The organism is Haloarcula sp. HT12 (assembly GCF_055271655.1).
This window is the reverse complement of record NZ_JBUXKW010000002.1, coordinates 650,115-676,279: the sequence shown is the minus strand read 5'-3', so window position 1 is coordinate 676,279 and position 26,165 is coordinate 650,115. Positions and strand designations below refer to the sequence as shown.

Sequence of the window (26,165 nt, the reverse complement as noted above, 5' to 3'; positions counted from 1 at the left end):
TCGCCGACCGAAGATACCCCGGTTTCTGACTGTTTGTCGATAGGTACTGATAATTCATGCATCGATACGACCGAGACAGGGATAGAACGCCGGAAGGTTCTTTAGCCCGACGAACCTACTTATAGTCGCACCCGTTTTGGGTGCCACCACCCCCACCCCCACCCCTCTTTCCAAATCTTTCCATCGTTGCCAGGTTTTACTAGAGATACTGTCGTGTCAGCACCGATTGCACACGTCGGAGCGTAGCAGGATCAGCCACAGCGAGAACTAAAAACGGGATGAGGCTATTGCAAGGCAGATTCTGAACGACACCGTTTGGCTTGCGGCAACCGTGGCACGGAGCCCGGGTTCACTGCTCGAAAAAATCGCGATCACGGGGTGACCGCGCTACGTTCGGAGTCGCTCCGTCGCGGGTCGTTCCTCCCCGGTCCGGAATTCGAGGTCGCGGTGCGACCTCGCGTGTCTCACGGCGCGACGCGCCGTTCGACCTGTAAGAGACTCCTCACTACGTTCGGAGTCTCTCTAGTCGTCTGCAGGTGCAGCGCCGCCGTCGTCGTGCTGCTGCTTGGTGTGCGATAGCTTGCCACCGGCGGCGAGGATCTCGCGTTCGCGCTCGGAGGCGTCGAGCTGGCCGGTCGCTTCCCAGTCGTCGTTCACGCGGATGGTGAACTCTTCCTGGCCGGAGCGGACGGCTTCGGCTGCGTCGTCGACGATCTCGATGTCGTCGCCCTGCTCGATCTTCTCGTAGGTCTCCTCGTCGATGGTGAGCGGGACGATCCCGAAGTTGAACAAGTTAGCCTTGTGGATGCGGGCGAAGCTCTGTGCGAGGACGGTTTCGATACCCAGGTACATCGGGCACAGGGCCGCGTGTTCGCGCGAGGAGCCCTGACCGTAGTTCTCGCCGGCGACGAGGACGCCGCCGTCGGCTTCGAGTGCGCGCTCCGCGAACGTGTCGTCGACGCGCGAGAGCGTGAACTCGGAGAGCTTCGGGACGTTCGACCGGTACATCAGGATGTCCTGTGTGGCCGGAATGATGTGGTCCGTCGTGATGTTGTCCTCCATCTTCAGGAGGGCTTCACCACCGACTTCGGTCTCCAGCGGGTCCTTCAGCGGCACGTCGCCGATGTTCGGGCCCTTGATGAGTTCGTCGTCGACGGCGTTTTCCGGCGCGATGAGGTCCGATTCGGAGTTGCCGATGTACTGGTCGGGCATCTCCAGACCGGGGGCCTCCAGATCGCCGAGTTCGTCGGCGAGGTTGCGCGGGTCGACGATCTCGCCCTTGATGGCCGCCGCGGTGGCGACCTCCGGCGAGCAGAGGTAGACGTTGTCGTCCTCGATACCGGAGCGGCCCTCGAAGTTGCGGTTGAACGTCCGCAGCGAGACGGAGTCGGAGGCCGGGACGTGGCCGATGCCGATACAGGCACCACACGTCGCCTCGGAGAAGTTGACGCCAGCGGCCATCATCTCCGCGGTCCAGCCCTCGCGGGCCAGCATCTCGGAGGCCTGCTTGGAGCCGGGGGCGACGATCATCTCGGTCTTCTTGTCGATGTTGCGCCCTTCCAGCATCTTCGCGGCCGGGAGGATGTCCTCGTAGGCGCCGTTCGTACAGGAGCCGATCATGACCTGCTCGACGTCGACGCCCTCGACCTCGGAGACGGGGACGACGTTGTCGGGCATGGACGGCTCGGCGATGAGCGGTTCCAGATCCGAGAGGTCGACGACGATCTCGTCGGCGTACTCGGCGTCCTCGTCGGGGCCGATCTCCTCGAAGACGTCCTCGCGGCCGAGGCGTTCGAGGTAGTCCTTGGTCTGGTCGTCCGTCGGGAAGATCGAGGACGTCGCACCGAGTTCGGTCCCCATGTTGGTGATGGTGGTCCGCTCGGGGACGGTCAGCGTCTCGACGCCGGGACCGGTGTATTCCAGCACCTTGCCGACGCCGCCCTTGACCGAAAGCCGGCGGAGCAGCTCCAAGATGACGTCCTTGGCGGTGGCCCATTCGGGCAGCTCGCCTTCGAGGCGGACGTTGACGACTTCCGGCATTTCGATATAGTACGCGCCGCCACCCATCGCGACGGCGACGTCGAGCCCACCGGACCCGATAGCGAGTTCGCCGAGGCCACCGGGGGTCGGCGTGTGGGAGTCAGAGCCGAGCATCGTCTTGCCGGGCTCTGCGAAGTTCTCCTTGTGGACGTTGTGACAGATACCGTTGCCGGGGCGCGAGAAGTGGGCCCCGAACGTGCCTGCGGCCGAGCGGAGGAAGCGGTGGTCGTCAGTGTTCTTGAAGTCGAACTGGTAGGTCTGGTGATCACAGTACTGGGCGGCGAGCTCCGTCTGGACCTCTTCGAGGCCCAGCGCTTCGAACTGCAGCCAGACGAGCGTCCCGGTCGTGTCCTGTGTCAGCACCTGATCGATCTCGATCCCGATCTCTTCTCCGGGTGTCAGCTCCCCTTCGACGAGATGGTCGTCGAGAATTTTTTCCGTAAGCGTCTGTCCCATAACGTGCGTCAATCGATGGCGCGGCGGTATAAATCCCGCGTATTCCGTCGTATTTTTCATATAAAAACCCGTTCCGTCCGTCACTCAGAAGCGAGTCAACCGGTCGGGGGGCCGACAAGACCGGCAGGTCTTTCCACGACACTCGCACAGAACCTCGTATGTTCAAAAGCGGGCGATTCGTCGCCGATGCCCTCGGCGACCTGCGCGAGTCGCAAGTGCAACCCAACGGCGTCGATCTCACGCTCGGAGCCGTCTACGAACAGGTCGAGCCGGGACGCATCGAGCGGGGCGGCAAGACTGTCGGCGACCGACAGGAGATCGAGCCCAGCGACGGCATCTATCACCTCGACCGCGGCGGCTACATCGTCGAGTACGCCGACCGCGTCGTCATTCCGGATGGTCACATCGGCTTTCTCCTCCCGCGGTCGTCGTTGCTCCGCAACTCCTGCATGCTCGATACGGCCGTCTGGGACGCCGGCTACGAGGGACGGGGCGAGGGGCTACTGGAGGTCCACCATCCGATAGAACTCGAAGCGGGCGCGCGGATCGCACAGCTCGTACTCGCCGACGCCGCCCACGAAGGGACCTACGAAGGGACGTATCAGGGCGAAAATCTCTGATCCGTAACCGCAATCCGAAGAGTGTCCCACGACCCTGGACATGGTAGGCCATGCTGGGAATTTAAGTGGATTTCCCGAGTGCTATCGATTGGTGCTTGAAGCAACTATACCCCGGTCCATACCGCCGTCAGCCTTCAGTACCCGGAAATTACACAAGCACCGTTTTCAGGTACGACAACTGTCTGACTGGGGTTTATCATTGTTGCTGCGTGACAGTGAGACATGATAGTAGAATTTCACATCGACGCCCCCCTCTTGCAGCGAACAGCTGAAACGCTGAGTAAAGCAGCGATACGGATACAGCGACTGCACTGCGAGAGCGGCGACTGCCGTGCCGTCGCCTGGATCGGCCCCGTCGAGCGGCCCGCCATCGAAGCGAATCTGGCCCAGGACGAGAGTATTACCGACTACGCCCACGTCGCGGCTGAAGGAGATGGTCACTGGTACACACTGCATACAACTGACACGACAATCGATACGATCGGAGAGGCGTTGTTGAACGCGGACGGGTTTCTGCTCGGTGCCGCACAGACCGGCGACGACTGGGTGTTTCGAGCCCGGTTCCCCGAGAAGAGTTCGGTGCTGTCGTTCCGGGATGCGCTCGTCTCCAACGATATCAACATCGACATTCAAACCATCACCGACGACACGGAAGCCTCCCCCCAGTTCGGCGTGACGGACCCACAGCAGGAAGTCCTGTTGCTCGCGCTCAACCGCGGGTACTTCACCGTCCCGCGGGAGTCCTCCCTCTCGGACCTCGCCGCGGAGCTCGGGATCTCCAGTCAGGCCGCCTCGGAACGGCTCCGTCGCGGGACGCGAACGCTGGTCCAGAACACGCTGGCGGCCCCTGAACGGCCGCTTGTCGGCTCACCGCCGGAGTAACCGGCATACGTGCTGATTCCGGTCGGAAGACAACGGGGGGTATGGAACACCGAATCGCCTGAAACACGGCGATTTGGGGGGAGATATTCCGAATCGCTGCGTTCTGCGGTGGGCCGACAGTATACTGACACGAGAGGGTTCGTGTCTCACCGATGCGGTTACTTCAGACAGTGAAACAGCCCATCCGCTGTTATAAGAGACGGAAGCGTACACTGGAGTATGAGCTCTGACGAGGGGACCGTGTATATGCTGCGGAACCGGGCCATGAAAGGGTCCGACGACTGGGTTAGCCCCGAACCCGCAAGCGATGTAATTACTGATGCCGTAGTCGAAGCGACGGATCTTGGTGCGGGCGATATTGACGCTCTAGAGACGTACGTCGACAGCGAGTCACTCCGTGCGGTCGTCACAGAGCGGACGACGGAATCGCTGACGTTCGCTGTCGAGGGACACGACGTGACGATTACCGCAGACGGGGACGTTTCAGTCGACGGGTGACGCGCCCTCGAACTGTCCCCTCCAAATGACATAAGACGATGGCCCGAGAGCCCCAGGTATGACCCGCGTCGCACTCATCGCACACGACGACGAGAAGCCCGAGATGATCGACCTGGCACAGAGCTACGAAGCCACGCTGTCGGAGTTCGACCTTGTCGGGACCGGCACCACGAGCAAGCGCATCATGGCCGAAACCGATCTCACGGTCGAACGCAAGGAGAGCGGCCCGATGGGGGGCGACACCCAGATCGGCGCGGAGGTCGCCGAGGGCCGGATGGACGGCATCGTCTTCCTCCGGGACCCGCTGACGGCACAACCCCACGAGCCGGACATCTCCGCGCTCCTACGCATCTGTGACGTCCACGACGTGCCGCTGGCGACGACGCGGACCTCGGCGGAGTACATTCTGGATGGGCTTGTGCGGGACGAGTCGGACGACTAAGCGGGCGTCAGTCCGCGTACGTGGGTCGCTCCGCGTACTCGATGGGATCCCGCTCGCCGATGCGCTGGAAGGCTTCGAGCCGGAACGCGCAGGCGTCACACGTCCCACAGGCCGGTTCGTCGTCCCGGTAGCAGCTCCAGGTGTCCGCGTAGGGGACGCCGAGTTCGACGCCGCGCTCGGCGATGTCGGTCTTGGACCACTCGACGAAGGGCGCGACGAGGTCGATGTCGGTCTCGGGTTTCGTGCCGGCGTCGATGACATCCTGAAAGGCGTCGAAGAAGGCGGGCCGACAGTCCGGATACCCCGAGAAGTCCTCGCTGTGTGCGCCGATGAAAACGGCCCCGCAGTCGTTGGCCTCGGCGTAGGAGACCGCCATCGACAGCAGGTTCGCGTTCCGGAACGGGACGTACGAACTCGGAATCTCGTCGCTGTCGGTGTCGGCGTCGGCCACATCCATCGTGTCGTCGGTCAGCGACGACGCGCCGATCTGGGTGAGGTGGCCGGTCTCGACGTGGAGGAAGTCCGCCGCGTCGACGTGGTCTGCCAGCGCGCTGGCGCATTCGTACTCCCGGTCCTCGGTGTTTTGCCCGTAGCTCGTATGGAGGAGATACAGGTGGTCGTAGCCGCGTGTCTGTGCTTCGTACGCCGCCGTGGCGCTGTCCATGCCGCCGGAGGCGAGCACGACAGCGCGGGTGTCGTCAGTCATCTGTTGTGTTTGAGCGATCAGGTGCCCGGTGCGTCGTTCCAGAGGTCGACGTGGAGCCGCGGCGTGTACCGGTAGCCGTACTCCAGCGCGAGGTCAGCGACCGTCTCCCGGGTCGCTTCGAGCTGGTCGCGCGTCTGGCCCTCCGGCATCAGTAACACGTCGTCGTCGCGCACGCGGGCGGACGCAACGTCGCGAACGCGCTCAACGAGGCGCTCGATTTCGGCCATGTCCTCACGGCCGGTGACGACGAACTTCAGTTGCGTGTCGTAGCTCTCGACGAGTTCGGCCAGCGCCGGCACGTCGAGTCGGCGCTCCTCGTGGCGGTCCGCCCACTCGCCGTCGCCGTCGGGGTCGCGTTCGGCCGTCGGCGTGCTAGAGGCCAGTTTCGGGCTGACGCTGGCGAGGTCGATCGGGGCGTCCGGGACGACGGTCCCGTTGGTCTCGATCGTCGTGTGGTAGCCCCGGTCGGCCAGGCGTTCCAGCAAGGCCTCGCTCGAATCGTGAACGAGCGGTTCGCCGCCGGTGAGGACGACGTGGTCGGCGTCGTACTCCGCGATAGCTGCCAGCACGTCGTCGACGGCGAACCAGTCGTGGGTCGGCTCCCAGGAGGTGTGATAGGAGTCACAGAACCAGCACCGCAGATTACAGCCGCTGGTCCGGACGAACACGCTCGGGACGCCGGCCAGTCGACCCTCGCCCTGGAGGGACTGGAACAGTTCGTTGATCGGGAGGTCACCCGACTCCGCATCGGCGTCGGTTCGCTCGATATCGGCTCCGGATGTGTCGTTTGCGACCGGCATCAGCGGACGCAGAGTTCGCTGGTCTCGCGGACGGAGACAGCGATATCCGACACCGTTGCCGGGAGGCGGTCGGCGAGGCGCTGTTCCAGTATCGCGGCCATGACCTCGGCTGTCGGCGGGTGGTCGAGGACGACCACGGCGTCGCCGTCGCCGCTGGCGTCGAAGGCTTCGACCAGCGGGTCACCGGCCTCCAGCAGGAAGCGGTGGTCCCACTCGTCGATTACGTCCGTAATTTCGCCTTTGTCGACGACCCACCCCTCGTCGGTGAGGTCGCCGGTGACGCGGACGGTGACCTCGTAGTTGTGTCCGTGCGGACGCGAACACTTCCCGTCGTGGTGGAGCAATCGATGGCCAGCAGAGATACGGAGCGGCCGGTCGCCGCCGACGACGAGTTCGCGTTCGCCCGCGTCGGCGAGCGTGTCCTCGGCCTTCGATAGTCGCTGAGACATATCACGGTATTATCGGTGGGTGGCTTAACTCTCACGGGAGCGGGCCAGCCTGTGTCTCTGTATCACGAAGCTGAGAGGGGAGTTCAATAGCCGGTATCAGCAGTCGTCGACTGCCGCGAGCCGCCGCCCCACTGCCCTGAGATACTCGGCAGCAGCGTCGGGACGGTCGTTGTTCAGTGCGGTGTGGACTTGCTCGCAGCCGTGAAGCAACTGCGCCCGGAGATCACACTCCGGGAGCTTGTTCCGACTGACCGTCTCGGCCGTCGTAACGGTTTGTCGGGCCGTATCGAACTCCGCTGAAGTGACCGCTGTTTCCCCCTCTTCGACGAGTTGTGTCAGCACCGCGTGTACGTCGCTGGGCAAGTCGCTGGGCACACGTGGCATTAGGTATGCGCAATAATAACGGCCGTGTTGGCCACGTAGCGGTTCAGTGGCGTGGATCGGTCGTGCTACGCCCCTACTGTCACCGGCGGTTATCGGCGTAAGGGATAGGTCACTGCAGTCCACAGAGTCGAGTGTGACACGACGTGCCGTCGAACGGGAGTTCGAGCGCTACCTCTCGGAGTTCGTCGACGAGACGTACGCGGCCTTCGACGTGGCGGCCGTGCTACGCGGGTCAAGCGGGGGCCGCGTCGCGGGCAAACTGCTGAACAACAGCCGCCCACTGGAACGCCACGTCGTCCGGCCGAAGCTCCAGTCCTACCAGCAACAGATACTCGCCCAGTTGGAGCCGGTGTTGGATTACGCCGCCACCGACGCGGCGTTCGACGACTTCGCCGACGACGTGCTGGACCGTGACATCTACTGGAACGCACTCCGGGACACCGTCCGCGGCGACCGCCGGGACCGGATTCGGGAGCGGCTACTGGCCCGCCAGCGCTCGTTCGGTGACGACCTCGCACCGCTGGTCGCTGCCGACAGCGACGATTTCTGGACGGCTGTCACCGAGTCCTACGATCAAGAGCGAGCGACAGAGATCGTCCAGACGCATTTCGAGTTCTCCGTCCCATTGCGGGACGACCGGAACGCCTTCGCTTTCGAACTCACTATCGACCCCGGCGAGGTGCTGGGCGGTCTCGCACGGGCCCTGCCCACGCTCGACGTCGAGTTCACGGACGAGGCGCTGCGCTCGATGCGACAGGCCGAACAGCAGGTGATTCCGGCGGCGAAAGCCGACGTAGAACGGGCATACGAATCGTAGTCGGCGCCGCCGCTCGTTGCTGTTTTGCACAGCACCGACTACTGGTCGGTGTTCCTCACGAGTTCAGTCCGAAAGTGGACACGGCGGCCGTCTTGGCACGTGGACGGCCGCGGTGTCAGGTATTGGTGTTGGTGTTGACTGACGACGGCAGGCGTGGTTCTCACGTCGACTCGGCCTCGGACTCCGCGAGACCGGTTAGCATGGGAGCTTGGCAGCGAACGCCGGTGACGGCATTCACGTGTGGGCTTCAGTACGTAGACCAATCGACCTGCCATCGGTTTCCATGTACCCATATGGTAAATAACCTACGAAATATGTTACTTCTATACCGAGTAAATCATTATAGCCCATCGTCAGTGACCAGAGCCCCGGAACACAGGAGGGGAGAAAAGTACTAGAAATCTGGTACTTGTTCGCTATCCGGGAGCCACACGATGAGGCCACAGGGACAACAGTCCAGCTCAGTCGTCGAAGGGCCAGTCACCCGTGATCCGCATACCCTCAGCAAGACCCTGTGCGTCGAGGGCGTCGGCTATCTCCGCAGGGTCGCTGTGGTCGGGCCGCACCGAGCCATCTGCGAGCGTCACGGCGAGTTCGGTCAGGAGAACGGCCTGTTCGCGGAACGTCCGGGGCTCCAGTTTGTCGAGCGTATCGGCGTGAGTGTGACCCCAGCCCCGCCCCTCGCCGCCGGTTTCGCTGGTCACGTGATAGCCTGGGACGCCGCGCTGTACGAACGGCCAGTGGTCGCTGTGAGGCCCCTGTTCCGGCGTGAGCGAGACAGGGTGGTCGAAGCGGGCGGCCACGTCTTCGGCGGCGGCCGAAAGCGCGTCGAAGCCGTGGGTGTAACACTTCAGCGTGCGGCCCTGGACGACGCCGTCGAAGTTGAGCACGGCCGTCACGTCGTCGAGGTCGGTTCCGTCGGCCAGCCGGTGCGAACCGACCAGGCCGACCTCCTCGGCACCGAAGGCGACGAACTCCACGCGGGTTTCCAGTTCGTCCTCACGGCCAGCCAGCGCGCGGGCTACTTCGACGACCATCGCCGTCCCGGCCCCGTTGTCCATCGCTCCCTCCGCGATGTCGTGGGCGTCGACGTGGCTGGTCACCAGCAGTCGCTCGTCGGTGTCCGGCCCTAGTTCAGCGTGGACGTTCTGACTCGTCGCTTCGGGCGTCTCGCAGTCGACGCTGACGATGATATCGTCGCCCGCGTAGCGACGCGACAGCCGCGCGCCCGTCTCGCTGGCGACGCCGACGGCCGGAATCTCGCCGATTGGTGCGTCCGCCGTCCCGACGCTTCCGGTCGGGGGCAACACGCCTTCGACGTGGTTGCGGTAAATGAACCCGACGGCCCCGGCTTCGACGGCGTGGTAGTACTTCTCCCGCCGGTGGATGTACCGGTCGTACCAGTCGGGCACGTCCGAGCGAGCCATCACGACGCGGCCCTCGCAGTCGGCGTCCGCGAACTCCTCCGGGAGGCCGTGACCGACATCGACCAGTTCGCCGCTCGCCTCGCCGGCCGGCGACCGCGGCAGGGCGATACACTCGTGGGCCCGCGCCGCGACCGGCGACCCGTCGGCGCGGACGGCGCTGTCGCCCCGTTCCCAGCCCTGGATCTCGAACTCCGAGAGCCGAGCGTCGCGGGCGTACTCCGCGAGTGCGTCCCGGGTCGCTTCTGCGGCCGCCCGTTCGCCGTCGCTGCCCGCCATCCGGTTCCCGATGTCGACCAGCGTCTCCAGGTGGTCCCACCCGACCATGCTGGTGAAGGTCTCGCCGATCCAGTCGGTGTCGTCCATACCTCGCGGTGGGGCCGTGTCGAGTTGAAATTAGGGGTCGTCGGGCGACCGACACGGCGGTCACGCGGGTGCGAGCGGGCCGTACCGACTGGCGAACCCGTATCCCAGAAGCGCCAGTGCAGTGCTAGCGAGGCCGAAGAGGAGCAAGGAGAGAAGGAGATCAAGCGGCGTGACGGCTACGACTGGCCGCTCCAAGAGACGGTAGAACGCCGAAAAAAGCCCACTGCCGAAGACGGCCGCGGCGAGAAACCCGCTGAAACTGGCGAGGCCGACAGCGACGGCGGCGACAGTGCAGTACCGCCTGGACAGGTCGCGCCGCGTGGCGTCAACGTACACCAGCGCGGCGGCGGCCGGCGACACGAACAGGGCGACAACAACCGGGAGGAGGGTCATATCCGGATATATAGCCGATGAGAGGATAAAAACAGCCCTCTGTAGCTGGCCGGCCATCCTCCCGAGGTCGCCGTCCTCCGATGTTTTTGTCAGGGGCGCGCGAAGCCGACCTATGCGCGCCGCAGTGTTAGAGGCGTACGGCGAACCGCTCGCGATCCGGGACCGAGACGCTCCGATGCCGGACCCGGACGGGGCCGTCGTCGAAGTCGAGGCGTGTGGGATCTGCCGGAGCGACTGGCACGCCTGGCAGGGCCACGGCGACTGGGCCGACGACGACGTGCCGCTGGGGCAGGTGCTTGGCCACGAGCCAGCGGGTCGCGTCGTCGCGACCGGTGACCAAGTGACGGCGGTATCGCCGGGCGACCGCGTCGTCGTGCCGTTCAACCTCGGGGACGGGACCTGTGGCTACTGCCGGAACGGCCACGGTAACGTCTGTCCGGACGGGTGGGCGCTAGGGTTCGAGCCGTCGGTCCCGGGCGCGTTCGCCGAGCAGGTGGCCGTCCCGCGGGCCGACTATAACCTCGTTGAACTGCCCGAGGACGTCGGGTTCGACGCCGCGGCGGCGCTTGGCTGTCGCTACGTCACGGCATTCCACGCGCTGGCCCACCGGGCCGACATCGCCGCCGGGGACCGCGTCGCGGTCCATGGCTGTGGCGGCCTCGGACTGGCCGCAATTCAAATCGCGTCAGCGCTGGGTGCGAGCGTCATCGCGGTCGACATCCGGGACGAACCGCTGACGATGGCCCGTGAGGTGGGTGCGAGTACCGTCGTCGACGCCAGCGCCGTCGATGACGTGCCGGTGGCTATCGAGAGCGAAACCGGTGGCGGTGCTGAGGTGTCCGTCGACGCGCTGGGCCGGGCCGAAACCTGCCGGAACAGCGTCCGGAGCCTCCGGCCCCGGGGCACGCATGTCCAGGTCGGGCTGACGACTGACGCCGAGCGCGGCGAGGTGGCGCTGCCGACGGACTGGATCACCCGCTGGGACATCGACGTACTGGGGTCCCGGGGAATGCCGCCATCGCGGTACGACGAGCTTCTCCGGCTGGTCGCTGACGGGACGCTCGATCCCGGCGCACTCGTCACCCGGCGGGTCAGCCTCGGGATGGCTTCAGAGCGACTGGCGGCGATGACCGACTACGGAACCCACGGCATCGAACTGGTGACTGAGTTCGGGCCATAGCGGACACGCTTTTCCCGGTTCCGCCTGACGGTTCGGGTATGTCCGGCATACTGCGCGAAGCCGTCACCGAACCGATCCGGAACGCCGTCCCGTTTCTGGTCATCACCGTCCTGTGGGTCGTCGTGATGCTCGTCCTCTACGGCCTCTTTCTCGTGACCAAGCCGAGCGATATCACCTACGATGCCTGGGTCCACGCGACGGTGTTCGTCGTCCCTGCCATCGGGTTTTTCGGACAGATACTCCAGCAAGCGCTGTCGGGCCAACACCGGGCGTGAGCGGCCGCCGTCACTTCCAGGGGTTGGGAACCAGGTCGGCCTGCACTGTCGCGCCGACGGCGAGATGCGTGTCGGTCGTCGGTTCAGCGATACAGAGCAGGACGTAGCCGTCCCGCAGATGCCGCTCCTTGAGCGCCCGCGGCGGACGGCAGTGTATCACGTCGCCGGACAGCAGGCGAGCGGTACAGGTCCCGCACGCACCGGTTCGACAGCCGAAGGGGAGCCCGATATCGGCGGCTTCGGCAGCATCGAGTATCGTCTCGCCGTCCGGCACCGAAATCGTCTCCGTTCGGTCGCTGTCCCGCCAGTCCAGCAGGACCTCGGTCATCGGCCGACTGGTCGCGTTGCCCTCATTGCCAGACGTCGCTGGTACAGTCGCCGTCGGGCCACCGGATCTCGTGGGCGCGGGCGGGGCCTTCGGGCAGGTCCCCGAAGTCCACGAGGAAGTCACGGTCCAGCGACATCGTCCCCTTTCGCGGGTCCACGTCGGCTTTGAGCATCACCGACCCCTGCTCGGCCTCCTCGGGGAAGAACTGGTTGTCCCACGAGGAAAACAGCGACGTGGTCCAGTACAGCCGCTCGCCGTCGAGCGAGAGCTGCAGCATCTGCGGGCCGGCGACGATATCGCGGCCCTGGACCTCCTGGATGTCGCCGAAGTAACCGCCGATGGAGATGGAATCGGCCTTTCTGGGGTTGGATGGGTCCGAGATGTCGTACATCCACACCTCGCCGTGGAGCCAGTTCGACCCGAACAGGTAGCGGTCGTCCATCGAGAGGAGGATGTCCGTCAACAGTGCTGGCACCGGCATGTCCCACCCCTCGTGCTCGCGGTCCTCGAACTCGATGACCGGCTCAGCGTGGTACTCGCCATCCGATTCATGGAAGTGAATGATGTTCGAGGACAGCGCCGCACCGACGTAGCCGTGCGTGCTCTCGGGCGTGTGCAGGAAGCGGGCCTCAAGAGGAATCAGACCGTCTTCGCCGAGATCGATGGTCTGCTCGACGACGCCGTCCTCCCAGTCCCAGAAGTTGAGCCGCTGGCCGTAATTGCCGTCCTCGACGTCCTCCAGGTCGAAGCCGGGGTAGTACGTCTTCGGGGCCGCCCACTCCGTCGACAGCATCACGTTCTGGCGGGGCTGGTACCAGTAGTCGTAGTTCATCTCGATCTCGCCGGGTGGGTCCCACCGCCCCTGCACCTCGAAGTCGTCGTTCAGTTCGAGGAAACCACCGGGGAGGTCGCCGTCGGCGTCGCCAAGCATGCTGATGAGGATCTCGCCGTCAGGGATACAGTGGACGGTGTGGGGTGCAGAGAGGTCATGCTCGTACACCTCCTCCGGTTCGATAACCTTCGTCAGTTCGGGGTCGCGGCGCTCCTTGGTGTCGACGATGTGAATGCGCGAGGAACGCTGGCCGGGGATGACGAGGTGCCGGCGCTCCAGCCCGTCCATGTGACACGAGGAGGAGCAGGCGTTCCACCCGAAGTGGTGGAGTTCGTCTCCCTTGTTGGGCATCTGGACCCGATTGACGATTTCGCCGTAGGTGTCTGAATCGGGGTCCACGTCGACGACGGCGAGGAAGTCCGGCGCGTCGACGTCCTGCCCGACGTGGAGGCCCATCACGTACGCGGTCTGTTCGGGTTCGGCCTCCTCGATGGCCGCCTGCGGGGTGGCATACCCCGGCCCTTCGTGGTCGTGGTGCTCGTGGTGGTCGTGTGTCCCGCTCTCGACTGGCTGTTCTGCGTCACTCATGCTAGTTTATCACACCCACATTACATTTTACCAACGTGTTCCGGAGGAAACGGCCGCTACATGCGGCGTGGTAATTGCAGCGTCCCGGTGGATGCACGTCCGGCTGACCGGCTTCAGACCAGTTGTCGCCAGCTCCAGGTCGGCTCCCAGCCGAGTACCCGCTTGGCCTTCGCCGTGTCGATCAGCGCCGCGTGGGGCTTCGCCTCGTCCGTCGGCCCCCGATAGTCAGCGTCGGGATACAACTCCGCCGCGAGTTCGGCGCTCGGCGTCTCGGCGCTCGTGTCCGGGGCGGACACCCAGACCCGCTCGTGGCCGGCAAACGACGCCTCGACGGCCGCCTCGACGAGCGTGACGGCGTCGGTGGCGTGGACGTAGCCACAGAGGGTGTTGCGCTGGGTGTGAAAGTGCGCCGAGTCCCGGAGCCCGGCGAGCGTGCGGTCGGCCTCGACGAACGTCTCCCGGGCCATGTCGTCATCAACGACCCAGGGAAACCGCAAGGACGTGATGGTGTCCGGGGCGTTCTCGCTCCGGCGTGCGAACCCGTCGGCGGCGATTTCGAGCGCCTGCTTGCCCATAGCGTACGGGTTCGACGGCGTGAGCCTGTGATCCTCGTCAATCGGGAGATAGTCGACCGTGATCGGGTCCGGTTCGAACCCGCCACCGATGGCGCTGAAACTCGACGCCAGGGCGACCGTCTCGATTCCCAGTTCGCCAGCGGCCTCCAGCACGTGGTAGCTGGACATGACGTTGCTCTCGTAGGTCCGGTACCCCGGCGTGTGGTCGGGCGAGGGAACCATCCCGAGGTGGACGACCGCGTCGGCGTCGCTCCGTGCGAGTGCGCCGTACACCTCGCCCGCGTCGAGCAGGTCCGTCCTGACGTAGGCGTCCGAGTACGCTTCGTCCCGTTTGCCACGCGAAAGATTGGTCGTTCGATACCCCTCCGAAGCCAGGTGTTCGAGGACGTGCTGGCCGACGCGGCCGTTTCCGCCGGTGACGGCGACCGATTCGGGCATACGTGCGTCTGCAGCCCACAACTCCAAAACAGTCCCGCAGCCGGGACGCGTCGAGTCCGGCGATCACGCCGCAGTGAGCGCTTTCCGAACAGCGTCCTTGATCGGCGTCTGGTCGATTGGCACGACGTTCTGCAGATCCATCGCCGGGTCGACCGTGACCGGGTTCCGCATGCTCTCGGCCAGCGGCCGGGCGATGGCGTACTGCACGTCAGTCGTCAGACGAAGCCAGTGGGAGGACAGACCGGGCGTCATCACCGGAACCGGGACGATGAACACCCGCTTGCCCTTCTCTGCCGCAGTGAGTTTCAGCAGCGACTCGTATGACCACACCGACGGCCCGCCGATGTCGTAGGTTTCGCCGCGGGTCTCCTCGGCATCCAGGAGCGCCACGAGATACGTGATCGCGTCGTCGACGCCGATGGGCTGACAGGGCGTCCGGACCCACTTCGGGACGAGCATCAGCGGCAGGCGGTCGGTCAGGTCGTCGACGATCCGGAAGCTCGCGCTTTCCGGGCCGATGATGACCGCCGCCCGGAGCACCGTTAGGTCGAACGACCCCTCGGCCAGCACCGATTCGACTTCGCGCCGCGATGCCAGATGCGGCGAGAGGTTCTTCTCGTCACCGCTGATGCCGCTCAGATAGACGACCCTGTCGACGCCCGCAGCCGACGCCAGGTCGGCGAACCGGCGGGCGTAGCGCCGGTCCAGCTCGGCGAAGTTCTCGGAGGTGAGCGAGTGAATGAGGTAGTACGCGACATCGACATCCTCACAGAGCCCGTCGAGGGAGTCCGGGTCGCCAAGGTCACCCTCAAACGGCTCGACGCCGTCGGGAAAGGATTCCTCGCTTGCGCTCCGGGAGAAAGCAACCACCTCGTGGTCCGCTTCGGCCAGGGTATGAACCAGTCGCTGTCCGATGAATCCGGTCGCACCCACGACGAGGACACGCATGTGTTCGTACCTTGTGTCGAAACCCCAAGGACGTTGCGGCGATTCCCGGAACGGGATCTCCCAGTCGAGTCGTTTCTAGGTGGTGAAAACGGGCGGCGAGGGATTTGAACCGAAGCCAGACGTGCTCGCTCCGCTGTGCGCGACTGGCAGGGTTCAGAATCCCTCGCATGGCGTATTTACTGCTCACAGTTTGCTCGCAGCAAAATACTACGGGCGGCGAGGGATTTGAACCACGGTCGTTCCGCGCCGCTACACTCCCTGATTCAAATCCTCGCTGCCGGTTCGCTCACCGCTCGTAAAACTCGGGTTCGCTGTACGGGCGGCGAGGGATTTGAACCCCCGACCATCTGGTCCGGAACCAGGCGTTCTGTCCGCTGAACTAGCCGCCCACAGGAGATGGTATCAGACTGTCCGTCTTAACGGTTGTGAACCCCGAAGTCAGGGCGACTCGCCGGTTTCGATTGTGAACTCGCTGGTCGGGTACGCGACACAGGTCAGGCAGTACCCCTCCTCCATGTCGTCGTCCATCAGCGAGTCGTTGTTGCTGTGTCGGATGTAGTCTTCAGCTGGACCGTCCTCGATGTGGCCGGCACAGGAGATACACTGGCCCTCGCGGCAGGCGTAGGGGAGGTCCCACCCTTCCTCTTCGCCGGCGTCGAGAATCGTCTCGTTGTTGGCGACCTCGATCGTCTCGCCCTCCTTGGCGAATTCGATCTCGTAATACTCGACCTCGTCGTCGGCGATGTCGTCGGGGTCGAAGCCTTCGTCTTCTTCCTCGGCCTCTTCACCTTCGCCGAGTTCGCCTTCGGCCTCACCAGCCGGAATCGCTGTGGCACCGCCACCGCCGATAGAGCGGTTGTACGGCTCCGGAAAGTCCGTCTCGGGGACTGTCGCGGCCCGCTGCTCGAGGACCTCCTGGGAGATGTCTTCCGGTGCCTCCCAACCGGTCCCTTTGGCGTAGTGGAGCGCGACCACTATCAGGGTGAGCGTGGCCCCGGCGGCGAGTCCAACGAGTTCTACCATGTGCACGGCTATGGAATACTGGTTTAATTAGCTGTTGTTTCAGCGCTCGAACGCCGCCGACACCGCTGGACGGGGCAGCCCTCGGCCCCGAACGGCGGCAGCAGAACCGGGCAGCTATCCGTCGTATTCCTAGTCGCGACGCGGGACGTCGTGGCGACCAAACCCGTACCGGAGGCGGCTGGCGAGGCGGCGCGAGAAGCGACCGTCGTCGGCCCGCGAACCGAACCGCTCCGCCAGGGCCTGGTAGATGAGCGGCACCGGGACCTCCTGTTCGAGCGCTTCCTGCACCGTCCAAGTTCCGGTGGACCCGCCCTCGACGCGGTCGGCCACGTCACCGAGGTCGTTGCCCTCCTCGCGGAACGCCTCCTCGCAGAGTTCTAGCAGCCACGAGCGGATGACGGCCCCGTTGTTCCAAGTGTTGGCGACTGACTCCAGATCGAGGTCGTAGCGGCCGTTGGCGAGCAGTTCGAAGCCCTCGCCGTAGGTCTGCATCAGCGCGTACTCGACGCCGTTGTGGACCATCTTGACGTAGTGGCCGGAGCCCGCCGGTCCCATCCGGTCGTGACCGTCGGGGCCGGTCGCGACGGCGTCGAAGACGGGGACCAGTTCGTCGTAGGCCCACTGCGGGCCACCGACCATCAGCGAGAAGCCCAGTTCCGCGCCGGCGGGGCCGCCAGAAGTACCACAGTCGAGGTAGGCTGCGTCGGTCGACTCGGCGCGCCGCACCGAGTCCTCGAAGTAGGAGTTCCCGCCGTCGACCACGATGTCGTCATCGCCCAGTGATGGGGCCAGTTCGTCCAGCGCGGCGTCGACCGGGTCTCCGGCAGGGACCATCAGCCAGATCCGTTTCTCCGAGCCGAGTTTCTCCGCGAGGTCGGCGATAGACGACGCCGGTCGAGCCCCGGCGTCGGCCGCGTCGGCGACGCTCGCCTCGTCGATGTCGAAGACGACGACTTCGTGGCCGGCTTCGAGTACGCGGTCGACGACGATGCGGCCCATGCGTCCGAGTCCGATGACGCCAAGTTCCATACCGGGGGGTCGCCGACCGAACAGGTAGGGGTTGCGGTTCGTCATACCGCTGGTTCACTGTTCGTCACGCGAGTACCCCCGACAGTGCCAGAAAGAGCGTCGCACGGACACCACCCGTGCCGTCGTCAGTCATGGCGCCGTCACCAACCGGCTGTCTCGGAAGCGGTCGTGGGAAGCGACCAGTTGCCACAACTCCTGTCCCGTGCTGCACTTGGCAGTCCGGTTCTGGAACGCAAAAAATCAACGGAATACAATCACATCATCCGTTATAGTTCGGGGACCATCGCCGTTTTGTTCCGGCTGCCCGTGAAGCGAATATGGACGACCGCATCCGCGAACACGCCCGAACCCTCGTCGACTGGAGCGCTCGCATCGAAGCGGGCGACGACGTGGTCGTGGCCGTCGAGGACGGTGCCCACGACCTCGGGGTCGCCGTGGCCGAGCAACTCGGCGACCGCGGCGCGAACCTGCTGTCGACGTACCAGTCCGACGAACTCACGCGAGCCTACCTGCAGGCCCACGACGGGTCATTTCCCGAGGACCCCGAGTACGAACTGGCGCTGTACGAACGGGCCGACAGCGTGCTGTTTCTGAAAGGGTCACGAAACACCACCGAGACGGCTGACGTGGACAGCGACCAGCGACAGGCGTATTCAACGGCCCGGCAGGCAATCAGAGAGGCCCGCCTGGACACCGACTGGGTGTCCACCCAGCACCCGACGCGGGCGATGGCCCAGCAGGCCGGGATGGCCTACGCCGACTACAAGGACTTCGTCTACGACGCGACGCTGCGCGACTGGGAGGCCCTGGCTGCAGAACAGGCTCGACTGAAAGAGATTCTCGACGACGGCGAGAAGGTCCGTATCGTCGCCGACGGTACAGACATCACGCTGTTCATCGACGGTCGGGTCGCCGTCAACTCCGCCGCCAGCGTGGCCTACGACTCGCACAACCTCCCCTCGGGCGAGGTGTTCACCGCGCCCTACGACACTGCCGGCGTCGTCACCTTCGACGTGCCGATGACGATCCAGGGCCGCCGCGTGAAAAACGTCGAGCTGACGTTCAAGGACGGCGTCGTCGTCGACTGGTCAGCCGAGCAGGGCGAGTCGGTCATCGACGATATCATCGGGACCGGCGGTGGGTCCCGCAAACTGGGCGAACTCGGCATCGGGATGAACCGCGGCGTCGACCGGATCACCGACAACATCCTCTTCGACGAGAAGATGGGCGGGACCGTTCACCTTGCGCTCGGGCGCGCGTACGACGCCTGCCTGCCGGAGGGCGAGTCCGGCAACGACAGCGCCGTCCACGAGGATCTCATCACGACGATGGGCGAGGGGTCACGCCTCGAAGTCGACGGCGAGGTCGTCCAGAGAGACGGCCTGTTCCGGTGGGAAGACGGGTTCGAAGGGTAGCTGTCGCAGTACCGCCGTGCGGCAGGCCGGGAGTCGCTGTCGCAGTGCTGGGGGCCGGGAGCGCCCTCCGTGGCGCTCCCCGGGGAAGGGCAGGTCTGCCGAGGGCTGTGCTGATGCTGTTGTGATGTACCGCGAGCGGAGCGAGCGGTTTCACTCCGAGCGCGGCCAGCGGCCGCGACTCGGAGGTCGTTTTTAGCGTAGATTTTTACAAGGAGAGGTGCCCACAGCGCGCTCGAAGAGCGCGCGAGGACACCCGACGCAGTAAAAAGGTACTCTCAGATTGAGAGGAACTGCGACACCAGCCACTTCGTGAACGTCCCGGTAACCGCGCCGATCCACGTGAGCATGACGAAGTGCATGTACGTGTTGGCGTTGTGGCCGCCGTCGACGGTCCGGATCATCAGCGACGACAGCATCGCGCCGAACATGATAATGATGATGAGCAGGAACTCGATGAGCGGGATGTTGTAGACGCTCGTGTTGATGAGCGAGGCGGCGTCGAGCCGACTGCCGGTGCTCAGATTGAGCGACATGCCGGCGAGGATGTTGACGACCTGCAGGCCGATGAAGAACGCAAAGGTCGAGGCGGCGGTCATCCCGTACAGCAGGCCGACGAGGGTCGTCGTCGCCTGCTTGCGCTTCTGGCGCAGTTGCAGCACCTGGTTCATGTTCTCGGAGATGAGTTCGCCCAGTTGCTTGGGCGACCCACCCATCTCGCGGCCGATGAGGTACATCTCGGAGAAGGTCTGGATGAGGTAGGAGCGACAGTCCGCGGTGAAAAAGCGCCAGGCGGACGTCGGCTCGATCCGCATGTTCAGTCGCTTGTAGAGGTTATCGATGTTGGGCGATAGCGCGCCGAAGTCCTTCTTGCGGAGGGTGCGAAGCACCGCGCCGGTCGTCGACTGCTTCGCACCCTCAGTCGCCCCCAGTGCGCGGATGAAGTTCGGGAACTCCGAGTCGCGGTCCTTGATGCGCTGTTCTTCCTGCCGGAAGACGATGCCGGGGATGAGCATCGGGGTTATCGGCGCGGCGGCGTACAGCGGTAGCGGCACTTCATCGAACATGAAAAAGAGGTCGTTCAGCGTGATCGGCGAGACGCCGAGCATGCCGCCCAGCGTGATGAAGATGAGCACCATCGACAGTCCCACGCCGGCGACCATCGATTTGTTGAGTTTGGACTCGACCGGCGAGGGGTAGTCGACCGGGTGGAACCACACCGGGTCGTAGGGGGCCATCGAGCGGATGGCGAGGTAGAAGCCGGTCTGGACGAAGACGAACATCACGATGACGGCGCTGACAGTCATCGTCGGGTTCGTGCCGGTCAGCACCGGCAGCACGACGGCGAACACCAGCGCGAACGTCATCGAGAGAATCATCGACAGGTAGAGGTCCTTCATGACTTCCAGGCTGTCGAGCGAGCTCTTGTACACCGTCGAGTAGTGCTGGATGATCTGTTCCTGTTCGGTCAGGAGGTAGTCGTCCAGTCCCTGGCCGGCCCCGAGCGTGTACGCGAGGCGGTCGAAGAAGTCCGACACGGCGCGGCTCGGCACCTGTTTCGCCCGGCGGCGGCAGGCGTCGTCGAGGCTCAGGTTCCAGGTGTCGACCAGCTGGACGATGCGGTGCATCTCCATGGCGAGTTCGCCGTACTCGTCTTCCTCGGCCAGCGTTCGGAACACCTCCATCCTGTCGATCTTTGTCGTCGCCAGCACGGTCATGTGCGTGATGAGCAGGTGAAACCGGTTGTTGAGCTCGCGCTTGCGCTGGCTCAGGAGGATTTTCGGGTAGAAAATCGCCGAGGCCATCACCAGGAAGCCGAGCAGTGGGATCGGTGCTCGGACCGCAAGGGGCTGATCCAACAGCAAGGCCACGACCGTCGAAATGATGAAGAAGGCGACGGCCGGCAGGAGGATGAGAAAGAGATACCGCTCCAGCGGGATCGTCATCTGGCGGTAGGACTCGACGAGCGACTGGATCGTCTCGGAAATCGTCAGATCGAGGTCGCTCTCGGCTTCGCCCTGTGCCATCGTCAGTCGGGTCTGGCCATGTTGAACGGAATCCCTTCGACCCCGTCGCGCTGGAAGTCCGAGATGAAGTCGTTGACCTCGTGATACCCCAGAATCCCCTCCTGGATGGCTCGCTCGATGAGGTTTGCGCGGAACTGGAGGTCGTCGTAGATGTCGCGCGTGTCCTCGTACCCCAGGAGGGTCGCGATCTGCTCTTCGAGGACGAAGGAGTTGTTCATTCCCTGGAAGATTATCTCGTCTTCGACAGGGTCCCAGTTGAACACCTGCCGGGTAACGACGCCGTCCATCTCCTTGGAGTACCCCTCGATCTCCTGGACGCTCGTCACACGGCGCAGGACCTGATCGCCCTGCTTGACGCGGTTCTGGAACAGCGCCACGTCGGCCACGTCCATGAACGTCTCGGGGACGTTGATCGGTTCTCCGGTGAAGCGCTGAATCATCGAGACGATGTCGCTCGCGTGGAAGGTCAGCATCACCGGGTGACCGGTCTGGGCGGCCTGGAACGCCATCCGGCCCTCTTCGCCACGAACCTCCCCCACGATGATGTAGTCCGGGCGGGAACGAAGCGCGGCCGCAACGAGGTCGAACATGTCGATACTGGTCCCCTCGTCTTCGCCCTCGCGAGTGAGGAGTTGCTGCCAGGTGTTGTGCGGGGGGAGCACCTCGGCGGTGTCCTCCGCGGTGTAGATCTTCGCGTCGTCGGGGATGAACGAGGTGATGGCGTTCAGCGTCGTCGTCTTCCCCGACGCCGTCTCCCCGACCACGAACACGGTCTGTTCGTTCTCCAGACAGAGCCAGAGATACGCGGCCAACTGCGGCGACAGCGTCATCCACTTGGTAATCTGGAAGATTGAGAGTGGGACCTCGTCGCCCTGACGGATCGTGAGCGAGGGGCCTTTGAGGCTCACGTCGTCGGAGTAGATGAGGTTCAGACGCGACCCGTCCGGGAGCGTCGAGTCGACGATGGGGTCCGAGTCGGAAACCGGATCGCCCATCCGTTCGCCCATGTTGCGGAGCCACTGGTCGAACGATTCCTCGCTCTCCCACTCGACGGTGGTTTCGAGCATGCCGTACACCCCGTGGTCGACGTGGCACTCGCTGCGGCCGATGACGTGGATGTCCTCGTTGGCCGGGTCGCGCATGACCGGTTCGAGCGGGCCGAGCCCGACGATGTCGCGGTTCAGCCGATAGAGGATGTTCTCGTAGGTCTCCTGTGTCACCTCGACGCTGCTCACGTCGGTGAGATTCGACAGGCGCGTGAGGACGCCGCTGTCGCTGTCCTCGTCCCGGACTTTCGTGGTCTCCTGCAGGAGTTCCTCGATGCGGTCGTCGAACTGAGCCTCGTTTTCCGGTGCGGGCTTGTTGACGCTGCGCTGGAGCAGACGGTTGCGGACCTTGCTGAACACCGTTCGCTCGTCCTCGTCGAGCTCCGGCTCGATGGCGTAGTACTTCATGTCCTGGCCCACGTCGCCGTAGATATGACAGAAGATGGGGCCGCCGACGGGATAGAGCACGTTCGGCCGGTTCGTCTCGTACTCGTCGTCGGCCTCGTCGATGAGCATCGGGAACTCACCGGTGATCTGCTTGAACTTCTTCAGGTGGTCCCGCAGGTGGGGCCGCCGCGCTGCCATCTGTCGAAGTTCGTCCGACGGTTTCGCACGTCCGTGGTCTGTCATATCTTATGTCACCTCTAAGCGACGCTCCGCGATTCGATGACGATGCCGGTTCCCGAACGCACCGAGAACCCGATGGTGTCACCGACCTGTTCGCCCATGCCGGCAAAGCGGAGGACGTTGATCTGCCGGCGCACGTCGTTGCCGACCTCGATCATCTCCAGTTCGATGAACACGTCGGCGATGGCCCGGAACGGGCCGATTGCCTCCTCGTCCAGGGTCGATGGGTCGACGGTGAGCATGATGCATTTGCCCTGCGAGATGACGTCCCGGAAGTACGAGATGACTTCCAGTGCGGCCTGTCGCTCCTCGTTTTGCCGGACGAGGGCCTCGAACTTGGGGTCGTTCCGGAGGATGGCATCGAACGTGTCGATGACGACCACGTCGGCGTCCCACATCACCTCGGCCTCCATCAGCCGCTTGAGGAGTTCTTTCCGGTCGGTCTCGTCGTCACCGCCGGTGAGCGCGTTCGACTCACCGATATCGGCGTGCAGGAACAGCACGTCCTCGTCGAGGATGTGGTCCACCATGTCGTAGGACAGCGAGTGCATCTGGTCGAGGAAGCTGCCGACGGTGAGCTCCGTCGAGAGATAGGTCACCTCGTGGCCCTCTTCACAGAGGCCGTAGGTGAACCGCTGGCTCATGGCGGATTTGCCGGCTCCGTAGTCACCCTCGACGAGGATGATACTCCCCGGCGGGATACCGCCGCCCAGTTCCTTGTTCAGTCGGTCGTGATCGTCCAGTCCAAGGGAGAATAGGTCAGTACTTGCGATACTCATGTGTTGAACTCGAACACCTCCTCGTCGCCGTTGACGATGAGCTTGAGACGGTGGTCGCTATCGAGGTTGAGGTTGCGGTTGATATCGATGCGGACGACCCCGCCCGGCCGCCAGCTATTGCCGCCGTCGGGCTCCAGCGTCACCGTGTAGTCACTGACGAAGGTTCCGTCCACGAACACGTCTATCTGTCCGGGGACTGGCGACAGCGTCTCCGAACCGGTGTTTTTGACGTGGATAGTGATCGTGTCACTGCTGTCGTCGTATATGTTGTCGCTACCGCTGTCAGAGATGATTTCGACATCACTCCGCACGTCGCTGCTCACGTCCAGCCCCTGCTCCGAAACGGCGTTGCTCAGTTCGCCGATACTGCTCGTGAACACGCCGGCCACGCTCGCGGCGATGGCCATCGATGCGATGAACAGGATCAGGTGTGAGACGGAGACGCTCGCCATGTTAGCTCACCACCATCGTTTCGGCCACGCCGTTCCCGGTGACGACTTTCACCCGGGCAGGCTGACTACTGAGCGAACTGACGGTGATCGTCAACCGCTCCTGTGACGCCCAGATATCCGTCGAACTGTCGCTTTCGACGGTCGTGTCATAGCCCGTTCGGTAGTCGTTGTCGACCAGCAGGTCGGTTGCTTCGACCGACAGCGTCTCGGAGCCGGTGTTGTCGACGGTCACAACGAGATCGTCGTTCCCGCTGCTGTTCCACGTCGCCGACACGAGCGAGATGTCGGTGTTCTGCTGATCGAGCAGCCGGTCCTGCTGGTCCTCACGGGCGTCCGCGACCCGCTCGAAGCTGTTAGCAGTCGCGGAGTAGAACATCCCGAAGCCGATGAACGCAGCCACGAAAATGACGGCTGCCGAGCCGCTAACGCTGAATCCCATCGGAACCACCTCCCACCAGTTTCGAGAGCGCAACGGCGTCAGCGCCGCTGTCACTGTCAAGCTGCGAGATGTAGTGCAGGCTCTCCGTGTGGTGGTCGATAGATAGCCCGTCCCCGGTGTCGCTCACGTCGTCGAAGCCGCGGAGGTACTCCTTGAGCTGGTCCGCGACCGACTCGTCGATCCAGTCGATGGTCTCGTAGTAGTCGATGGCGCGGGCCGTCTCGCGATAGCCCGAGTGCTGGACCAGGAACTCCAGCCACTCGACGATGATGAGGTCCGCCGCGAACCCTTCCGGCATCGTCGACAGGTACGGCTTGCCGTCGTCTGAGCCCGCGTCTGCGTCCGCCTCCGACGCCGTATCGGTGTCGGCGGTTGCCGTCGTCTCGGATTGTGTCGCGCTCGTCGGTTCCGGTTCCGGTTCCGGTTCGGGCTCCGTGACTGGTTCGGGCTCGGGTTCCGGTTCTGGTTCCGGTTCCGGCTCCGTCTCGGCCACTGGTTCAGGTTCTGGCTCTGTTTCGGCTTCCGTAGCCGCCTCGGCCTCGTCGATCCCGTCGTCTTCGATGACCTCGTCGAAGAGGTCGTCGTCTTCCAAGCCACCCGTATCGCCGCCTTCATCGTCCTCGGCCAGCAGGTCGTCGTCCTCATCGGCCAGCAGGTCGTCATCGTCTCCGCCAAGCGGGTCGTCGTCGGCTTCGTCCTCGGGTTCCTCGCCCTCGGCCCACTCGGCGTCGCCGGACTCGTACTCGTCTTTGAGCTCTGCGAACGATTTGCCGCCGTCGCCGTCGTCGCTGTCCTCGTCCATACTCTCCCCGTCATCCATGCTCATCCCATCGTCCATGCTCATGTCCTCCTCCGTGTCGTCGAAATCGTCGAACTCCTCGTCGAACGACCCGCCGTCGTCCTCGAAGCCGCCCATGTCGTCGCCGTCGTCGGGGAACATGTCGTCGACACCGCCGTCGTCCATCGACATGTCACCGCCGGTGTCCTCCGTCAGGTCTTCGTCGAAAAAGCCCTCCGCGTCGGCGTTGGCAACGTCGTCGTCGATGTCCTCCTCGGTATCGTCGCTCCCGTCGTCGTCGAACAGGCCGAATGAGCCGCCGCCGGCGTCCATGCCGCCCATACCGCCGTCGACGTCGTCGGCGAAGGGGTTGACGCCGCGGGTGACCATCTCGTAGATATCGAGCAGCTTCCGGACGTTCTCCTCGGTCTCTTCGACGGACTCGGAGATGCTCTCGTTTTCCGTCCGGACCGTGTTGACCGTCGAGGAGAGGCTCCCGACTTCGTTTTCCAGTTCGTCGAGTCGGTGTTCCAGTTCGTCTGTGTCGGGCCCGCTGGCGTCCTCCATGTCGCCGAACTCGTCGTCACCGAACCCGCCCATGTCGTCGCCGCCATCGTCGAGCCCGCCGAGGCCCCCGAGGTCGTCGCCGCCGCCACCGCCGTCGTCAGCCATCAGGCCACCGCCGTCGGCCATCTCGCCGCCACCGCCGTCCTCGCTCGCGTCCCCGCTCTCGTCGTCCGACAGAATCGAATCGAACATGTTCTTGATGCTCATACCGACCAGCCCGCCGGTCAGCAGAACTAAGAGGGCTGGTGCCAGTCCAACCAGTTCCGGTGAGACGGCTGGAGCCAGCGGCACGAGAGCGAGACTACTCATCTCTTGTATCTCATGCTATTTCTACTCTTGAATATTCCCCTTAGCGTATCATATTTGATAATAATATCCCATTTTCCCGGCTCAGATAGAGTAAATTAACGTTTCAAGTACTAGCCTGTTACATTTCATTTTAATTTCAGACCGTAACAGAGAGAACAGAGCGTATCAGTGCGCCCCCGGCAGACGAGCGGCTGTCGCCCGTCTGACGCCCGGTTCACGCACGACGACTGTTGCTC

At 64.2% G+C, this 26,165-nt stretch carries 27 protein-coding genes and 1 tRNA gene; 8 read left to right on the top strand and 20 right to left on the bottom strand.

The window, feature by feature from the left end:
* Positions 1 to 522 precede the first annotated feature (522 nt).
* Positions 523 to 2,496: an aconitate hydratase gene (locus tag ACY9XZ_RS08715; RefSeq protein ID WP_463456642.1), complete on the bottom strand. Its 1,974-nt coding sequence runs from the start codon at positions 2,494 to 2,496 to the stop codon at positions 523 to 525.
* A gap of 158 nt (positions 2,497 to 2,654) precedes the next feature.
* Here ACY9XZ_RS08715 and ACY9XZ_RS08710 point away from each other — a divergent pair, with 158 nt between their 5' ends.
* The 4 genes from ACY9XZ_RS08710 (at position 2,655) to ACY9XZ_RS08695 (ending at position 4,938) form a co-directional block, all read left to right on the top strand.
* On the top strand, positions 2,655 to 3,116 hold the full coding sequence (locus ACY9XZ_RS08710; RefSeq protein WP_463456641.1) for a deoxyuridine 5'-triphosphate nucleotidohydrolase: 462 nt from the start codon (positions 2,655 to 2,657) through the stop codon (positions 3,114 to 3,116).
* Between the two features lie 222 nt (positions 3,117 to 3,338).
* A complete protein-coding gene (locus tag ACY9XZ_RS08705) occupies positions 3,339 to 3,998 on the top strand; it encodes a helix-turn-helix domain-containing protein (protein ID WP_463456640.1) in 660 nt (219 codons plus the stop codon).
* A gap of 219 nt (positions 3,999 to 4,217) precedes the next feature.
* Positions 4,218 to 4,496 (top strand): HalOD1 output domain-containing protein, encoded by a 279-nt coding sequence (locus ACY9XZ_RS08700; RefSeq protein WP_463456639.1) that lies wholly within the window; start codon positions 4,218 to 4,220, stop codon positions 4,494 to 4,496.
* Positions 4,497 to 4,554: 58 nt separating this feature from the next.
* Positions 4,555 to 4,938 carry a methylglyoxal synthase gene (locus tag ACY9XZ_RS08695; protein ID WP_463456638.1) on the top strand — a complete coding sequence of 128 codons (384 nt, stop codon included), beginning with the start codon at positions 4,555 to 4,557 and terminating at the stop codon, positions 4,936 to 4,938.
* A 7-nt stretch (positions 4,939 to 4,945) separates the two neighbouring features.
* Here the strand turns inward: ACY9XZ_RS08695 and queC are convergent, their stop codons facing one another.
* The 4 genes from queC to ACY9XZ_RS08675 form a co-directional block, all read right to left on the bottom strand.
* Positions 4,946 to 5,644 (bottom strand): 7-cyano-7-deazaguanine synthase QueC, encoded by a 699-nt coding sequence (queC, locus tag ACY9XZ_RS08690; protein ID WP_463456637.1) that lies wholly within the window; start codon positions 5,642 to 5,644, stop codon positions 4,946 to 4,948.
* Positions 5,645 to 5,661: 17 nt separating this feature from the next.
* Positions 5,662 to 6,444, bottom strand: a complete 783-nt coding sequence (locus ACY9XZ_RS08685; RefSeq protein ID WP_463456636.1) for a 7-carboxy-7-deazaguanine synthase QueE — start codon at positions 6,442 to 6,444, stop codon at positions 5,662 to 5,664.
* Positions 6,444 to 6,893, bottom strand: coding sequence for a 6-pyruvoyl trahydropterin synthase family protein (locus ACY9XZ_RS08680; protein WP_463456635.1), 450 nt, complete (start codon positions 6,891 to 6,893; stop codon positions 6,444 to 6,446). Before ACY9XZ_RS08680 ends, ACY9XZ_RS08685 begins: the two co-directional genes overlap by 1 nt.
* A 96-nt stretch (positions 6,894 to 6,989) precedes the next feature.
* Positions 6,990 to 7,268 (bottom strand): hypothetical protein, encoded by a 279-nt coding sequence (locus tag ACY9XZ_RS08675; RefSeq protein WP_463456634.1) that lies wholly within the window; start codon positions 7,266 to 7,268, stop codon positions 6,990 to 6,992.
* 142 nt (positions 7,269 to 7,410) lie between these two features.
* On the opposite strand from ACY9XZ_RS08675, the gene ACY9XZ_RS08670 reads away from it, so the two are divergent.
* Positions 7,411 to 8,094 (top strand): hypothetical protein, encoded by a 684-nt coding sequence (locus ACY9XZ_RS08670; RefSeq protein ID WP_463456633.1) that lies wholly within the window; start codon positions 7,411 to 7,413, stop codon positions 8,092 to 8,094.
* A gap of 461 nt (positions 8,095 to 8,555) precedes the next feature.
* Here ACY9XZ_RS08670 and ACY9XZ_RS08665 read toward each other — a convergent pair whose 3' ends face one another.
* Both ACY9XZ_RS08665 and ACY9XZ_RS08660 read right to left on the bottom strand, forming a co-directional pair.
* Positions 8,556 to 9,884 (bottom strand): M28 family peptidase, encoded by a 1,329-nt coding sequence (locus tag ACY9XZ_RS08665; RefSeq protein WP_463456632.1) that lies wholly within the window; start codon positions 9,882 to 9,884, stop codon positions 8,556 to 8,558.
* Positions 9,885 to 9,944: 60 nt separating this feature from the next.
* Complete coding sequence (locus ACY9XZ_RS08660) at positions 9,945 to 10,277, bottom strand: hypothetical protein (protein WP_463456631.1); 333 nt, start codon at positions 10,275 to 10,277, stop codon at positions 9,945 to 9,947.
* A gap of 112 nt (positions 10,278 to 10,389) precedes the next feature.
* Here ACY9XZ_RS08660 and ACY9XZ_RS08655 point away from each other — a divergent pair, with 112 nt between their 5' ends.
* Together ACY9XZ_RS08655 and ACY9XZ_RS08650 are read left to right on the top strand one after the other, a co-directional pair.
* On the top strand, positions 10,390 to 11,457 hold the full coding sequence (locus tag ACY9XZ_RS08655; protein WP_463456630.1) for a zinc-dependent alcohol dehydrogenase family protein: 1,068 nt from the start codon (positions 10,390 to 10,392) through the stop codon (positions 11,455 to 11,457).
* 38 nt (positions 11,458 to 11,495) lie between these two features.
* Positions 11,496 to 11,732: a hypothetical protein gene (locus ACY9XZ_RS08650; RefSeq protein WP_463456629.1), complete on the top strand. Its 237-nt coding sequence runs from the start codon at positions 11,496 to 11,498 to the stop codon at positions 11,730 to 11,732.
* A 10-nt stretch (positions 11,733 to 11,742) separates the two neighbouring features.
* Here ACY9XZ_RS08650 and ACY9XZ_RS08645 read toward each other — a convergent pair whose 3' ends face one another.
* From ACY9XZ_RS08645 to gnd, 7 genes are all read right to left on the bottom strand, one after another.
* Positions 11,743 to 12,060, bottom strand: a complete 318-nt coding sequence (locus ACY9XZ_RS08645; protein WP_463456628.1) for a 2Fe-2S iron-sulfur cluster-binding protein — start codon at positions 12,058 to 12,060, stop codon at positions 11,743 to 11,745.
* Positions 12,061 to 12,082: 22 nt separating this feature from the next.
* On the bottom strand, positions 12,083 to 13,480 hold the full coding sequence (locus ACY9XZ_RS08640) for a selenium-binding family protein (RefSeq protein WP_463456627.1): 1,398 nt from the start codon (positions 13,478 to 13,480) through the stop codon (positions 12,083 to 12,085).
* Positions 13,481 to 13,593: 113 nt separating this feature from the next.
* Entirely contained in the window at positions 13,594 to 14,493 is a 900-nt protein-coding gene (locus ACY9XZ_RS08635) for an NAD-dependent epimerase/dehydratase family protein (RefSeq protein WP_463456626.1), read from the bottom strand.
* 63 nt (positions 14,494 to 14,556) lie between these two features.
* Entirely contained in the window at positions 14,557 to 15,441 is an 885-nt protein-coding gene (locus tag ACY9XZ_RS08630) for an NAD(P)H-binding protein (RefSeq protein WP_463456625.1), read from the bottom strand.
* A 316-nt stretch (positions 15,442 to 15,757) separates the two neighbouring features.
* Positions 15,758 to 15,830: transfer RNA gene (locus tag ACY9XZ_RS08625), tRNA-Arg, on the bottom strand.
* 49 nt (positions 15,831 to 15,879) lie between these two features.
* On the bottom strand, positions 15,880 to 16,464 hold the full coding sequence (locus ACY9XZ_RS08620; RefSeq protein ID WP_463456624.1) for a 2Fe-2S iron-sulfur cluster-binding protein: 585 nt from the start codon (positions 16,462 to 16,464) through the stop codon (positions 15,880 to 15,882).
* Between the two features lie 129 nt (positions 16,465 to 16,593).
* Positions 16,594 to 17,493 (bottom strand): phosphogluconate dehydrogenase (NAD(+)-dependent, decarboxylating), encoded by a 900-nt coding sequence (gene gnd, locus ACY9XZ_RS08615; protein ID WP_463456623.1) that lies wholly within the window; start codon positions 17,491 to 17,493, stop codon positions 16,594 to 16,596.
* A 317-nt stretch (positions 17,494 to 17,810) separates the two neighbouring features.
* Between gnd and ACY9XZ_RS08610 the strand changes: the two genes are divergently transcribed.
* Positions 17,811 to 18,908, top strand: a complete 1,098-nt coding sequence (locus ACY9XZ_RS08610) for an aminopeptidase (RefSeq protein WP_463456622.1) — start codon at positions 17,811 to 17,813, stop codon at positions 18,906 to 18,908.
* A gap of 275 nt (positions 18,909 to 19,183) precedes the next feature.
* Here the strand turns inward: ACY9XZ_RS08610 and flaJ are convergent, their stop codons facing one another.
* Genes flaJ through ACY9XZ_RS08580 form a run of 6 tightly spaced genes read right to left on the bottom strand, consistent with a single transcriptional unit; the run spans position 19,184 to position 25,929 of the window.
* Positions 19,184 to 20,932 (bottom strand): archaellar assembly protein FlaJ, encoded by a 1,749-nt coding sequence (flaJ, locus tag ACY9XZ_RS08605; RefSeq protein WP_463456621.1) that lies wholly within the window; start codon positions 20,930 to 20,932, stop codon positions 19,184 to 19,186.
* Positions 20,933 to 20,934: 2 nt separating this feature from the next.
* The gene (locus ACY9XZ_RS08600) at positions 20,935 to 22,608 is read right to left on the bottom strand and encodes a type II/IV secretion system ATPase subunit (protein ID WP_463456620.1); all 1,674 of its coding nucleotides are present in this window, start codon (positions 22,606 to 22,608) and stop codon (positions 20,935 to 20,937) included.
* Between the two features lie 14 nt (positions 22,609 to 22,622).
* Positions 22,623 to 23,384, bottom strand: a complete 762-nt coding sequence (gene arlH / locus ACY9XZ_RS08595; protein WP_463456619.1) for an archaellum protein ArlH — start codon at positions 23,382 to 23,384, stop codon at positions 22,623 to 22,625.
* Positions 23,381 to 23,836: an archaellum stator protein ArlG gene (gene arlG / locus ACY9XZ_RS08590; protein ID WP_463456618.1), complete on the bottom strand. Its 456-nt coding sequence runs from the start codon at positions 23,834 to 23,836 to the stop codon at positions 23,381 to 23,383. The genes arlH and arlG overlap by 4 nt, the downstream gene beginning before the upstream one ends.
* Position 23,837: 1 nt before the next feature.
* Entirely contained in the window at positions 23,838 to 24,275 is a 438-nt protein-coding gene (arlF, locus tag ACY9XZ_RS08585; RefSeq protein ID WP_463456617.1) for an archaellum stator protein ArlF, read from the bottom strand.
* On the bottom strand, positions 24,259 to 25,929 hold the full coding sequence (locus tag ACY9XZ_RS08580; protein WP_463456616.1) for a FlaD/FlaE family flagellar protein: 1,671 nt from the start codon (positions 25,927 to 25,929) through the stop codon (positions 24,259 to 24,261). The genes arlF and ACY9XZ_RS08580 overlap by 17 nt, the downstream gene beginning before the upstream one ends.
* Positions 25,930 to 26,165 lie beyond the last annotated feature (236 nt).

Bases quoted from the DNA above. Each gene is read 5' to 3' on its own strand.
- ACY9XZ_RS08685 (WP_463456636.1), bottom strand. From the start codon at position 6,444: ATGCCGGTCGCAAACGACACATCCGGAGCCGATATCGAGCGAACCGAC.
- ACY9XZ_RS08660 (WP_463456631.1), bottom strand. From the start codon at position 10,277: ATGACCCTCCTCCCGGTTGTTGTCGCCCTGTTCGTGTCGCCGGCCGCC.
- ACY9XZ_RS08665 (WP_463456632.1), bottom strand. From the start codon at position 9,884: ATGGACGACACCGACTGGATCGGCGAGACCTTCACCAGCATGGTCGGG.
- ACY9XZ_RS08705 (WP_463456640.1), top strand. From the start codon at position 3,339: ATGATAGTAGAATTTCACATCGACGCCCCCCTCTTGCAGCGAACAGCT.
- ACY9XZ_RS08655 (WP_463456630.1), top strand. From the start codon at position 10,390: ATGCGCGCCGCAGTGTTAGAGGCGTACGGCGAACCGCTCGCGATCCGG.
- arlG (WP_463456618.1), bottom strand. From the start codon at position 23,836: ATGGCGAGCGTCTCCGTCTCACACCTGATCCTGTTCATCGCATCGATG.
- arlH (WP_463456619.1), bottom strand. From the start codon at position 23,384: ATGAGTATCGCAAGTACTGACCTATTCTCCCTTGGACTGGACGATCAC.
- flaJ (WP_463456621.1), bottom strand. From the start codon at position 20,932: ATGGCACAGGGCGAAGCCGAGAGCGACCTCGATCTGACGATTTCCGAG.
- ACY9XZ_RS08635 (WP_463456626.1), bottom strand. From the start codon at position 14,493: ATGCCCGAATCGGTCGCCGTCACCGGCGGAAACGGCCGCGTCGGCCAG.
- queC (WP_463456637.1), bottom strand. From the start codon at position 5,644: ATGACTGACGACACCCGCGCTGTCGTGCTCGCCTCCGGCGGCATGGAC.
- ACY9XZ_RS08700 (WP_463456639.1), top strand. From the start codon at position 4,218: ATGAGCTCTGACGAGGGGACCGTGTATATGCTGCGGAACCGGGCCATG.
- ACY9XZ_RS08695 (WP_463456638.1), top strand. From the start codon at position 4,555: ATGACCCGCGTCGCACTCATCGCACACGACGACGAGAAGCCCGAGATG.
- ACY9XZ_RS08650 (WP_463456629.1), top strand. From the start codon at position 11,496: ATGTCCGGCATACTGCGCGAAGCCGTCACCGAACCGATCCGGAACGCC.
- ACY9XZ_RS08680 (WP_463456635.1), bottom strand. From the start codon at position 6,893: ATGTCTCAGCGACTATCGAAGGCCGAGGACACGCTCGCCGACGCGGGC.
- ACY9XZ_RS08715 (WP_463456642.1), bottom strand. From the start codon at position 2,496: ATGGGACAGACGCTTACGGAAAAAATTCTCGACGACCATCTCGTCGAA.
- ACY9XZ_RS08645 (WP_463456628.1), bottom strand. From the start codon at position 12,060: ATGACCGAGGTCCTGCTGGACTGGCGGGACAGCGACCGAACGGAGACG.
- ACY9XZ_RS08610 (WP_463456622.1), top strand. From the start codon at position 17,811: ATGGACGACCGCATCCGCGAACACGCCCGAACCCTCGTCGACTGGAGC.
- ACY9XZ_RS08600 (WP_463456620.1), bottom strand. From the start codon at position 22,608: ATGACAGACCACGGACGTGCGAAACCGTCGGACGAACTTCGACAGATG.
- ACY9XZ_RS08710 (WP_463456641.1), top strand. From the start codon at position 2,655: ATGTTCAAAAGCGGGCGATTCGTCGCCGATGCCCTCGGCGACCTGCGC.
- ACY9XZ_RS08640 (WP_463456627.1), bottom strand. From the start codon at position 13,480: ATGAGTGACGCAGAACAGCCAGTCGAGAGCGGGACACACGACCACCAC.
- arlF (WP_463456617.1), bottom strand. From the start codon at position 24,275: ATGGGATTCAGCGTTAGCGGCTCGGCAGCCGTCATTTTCGTGGCTGCG.
- ACY9XZ_RS08630 (WP_463456625.1), bottom strand. From the start codon at position 15,441: ATGCGTGTCCTCGTCGTGGGTGCGACCGGATTCATCGGACAGCGACTG.
- ACY9XZ_RS08620 (WP_463456624.1), bottom strand. From the start codon at position 16,464: ATGGTAGAACTCGTTGGACTCGCCGCCGGGGCCACGCTCACCCTGATA.
- ACY9XZ_RS08580 (WP_463456616.1), bottom strand. From the start codon at position 25,929: ATGAGTAGTCTCGCTCTCGTGCCGCTGGCTCCAGCCGTCTCACCGGAA.
- gnd (WP_463456623.1), bottom strand. From the start codon at position 17,493: ATGGAACTTGGCGTCATCGGACTCGGACGCATGGGCCGCATCGTCGTC.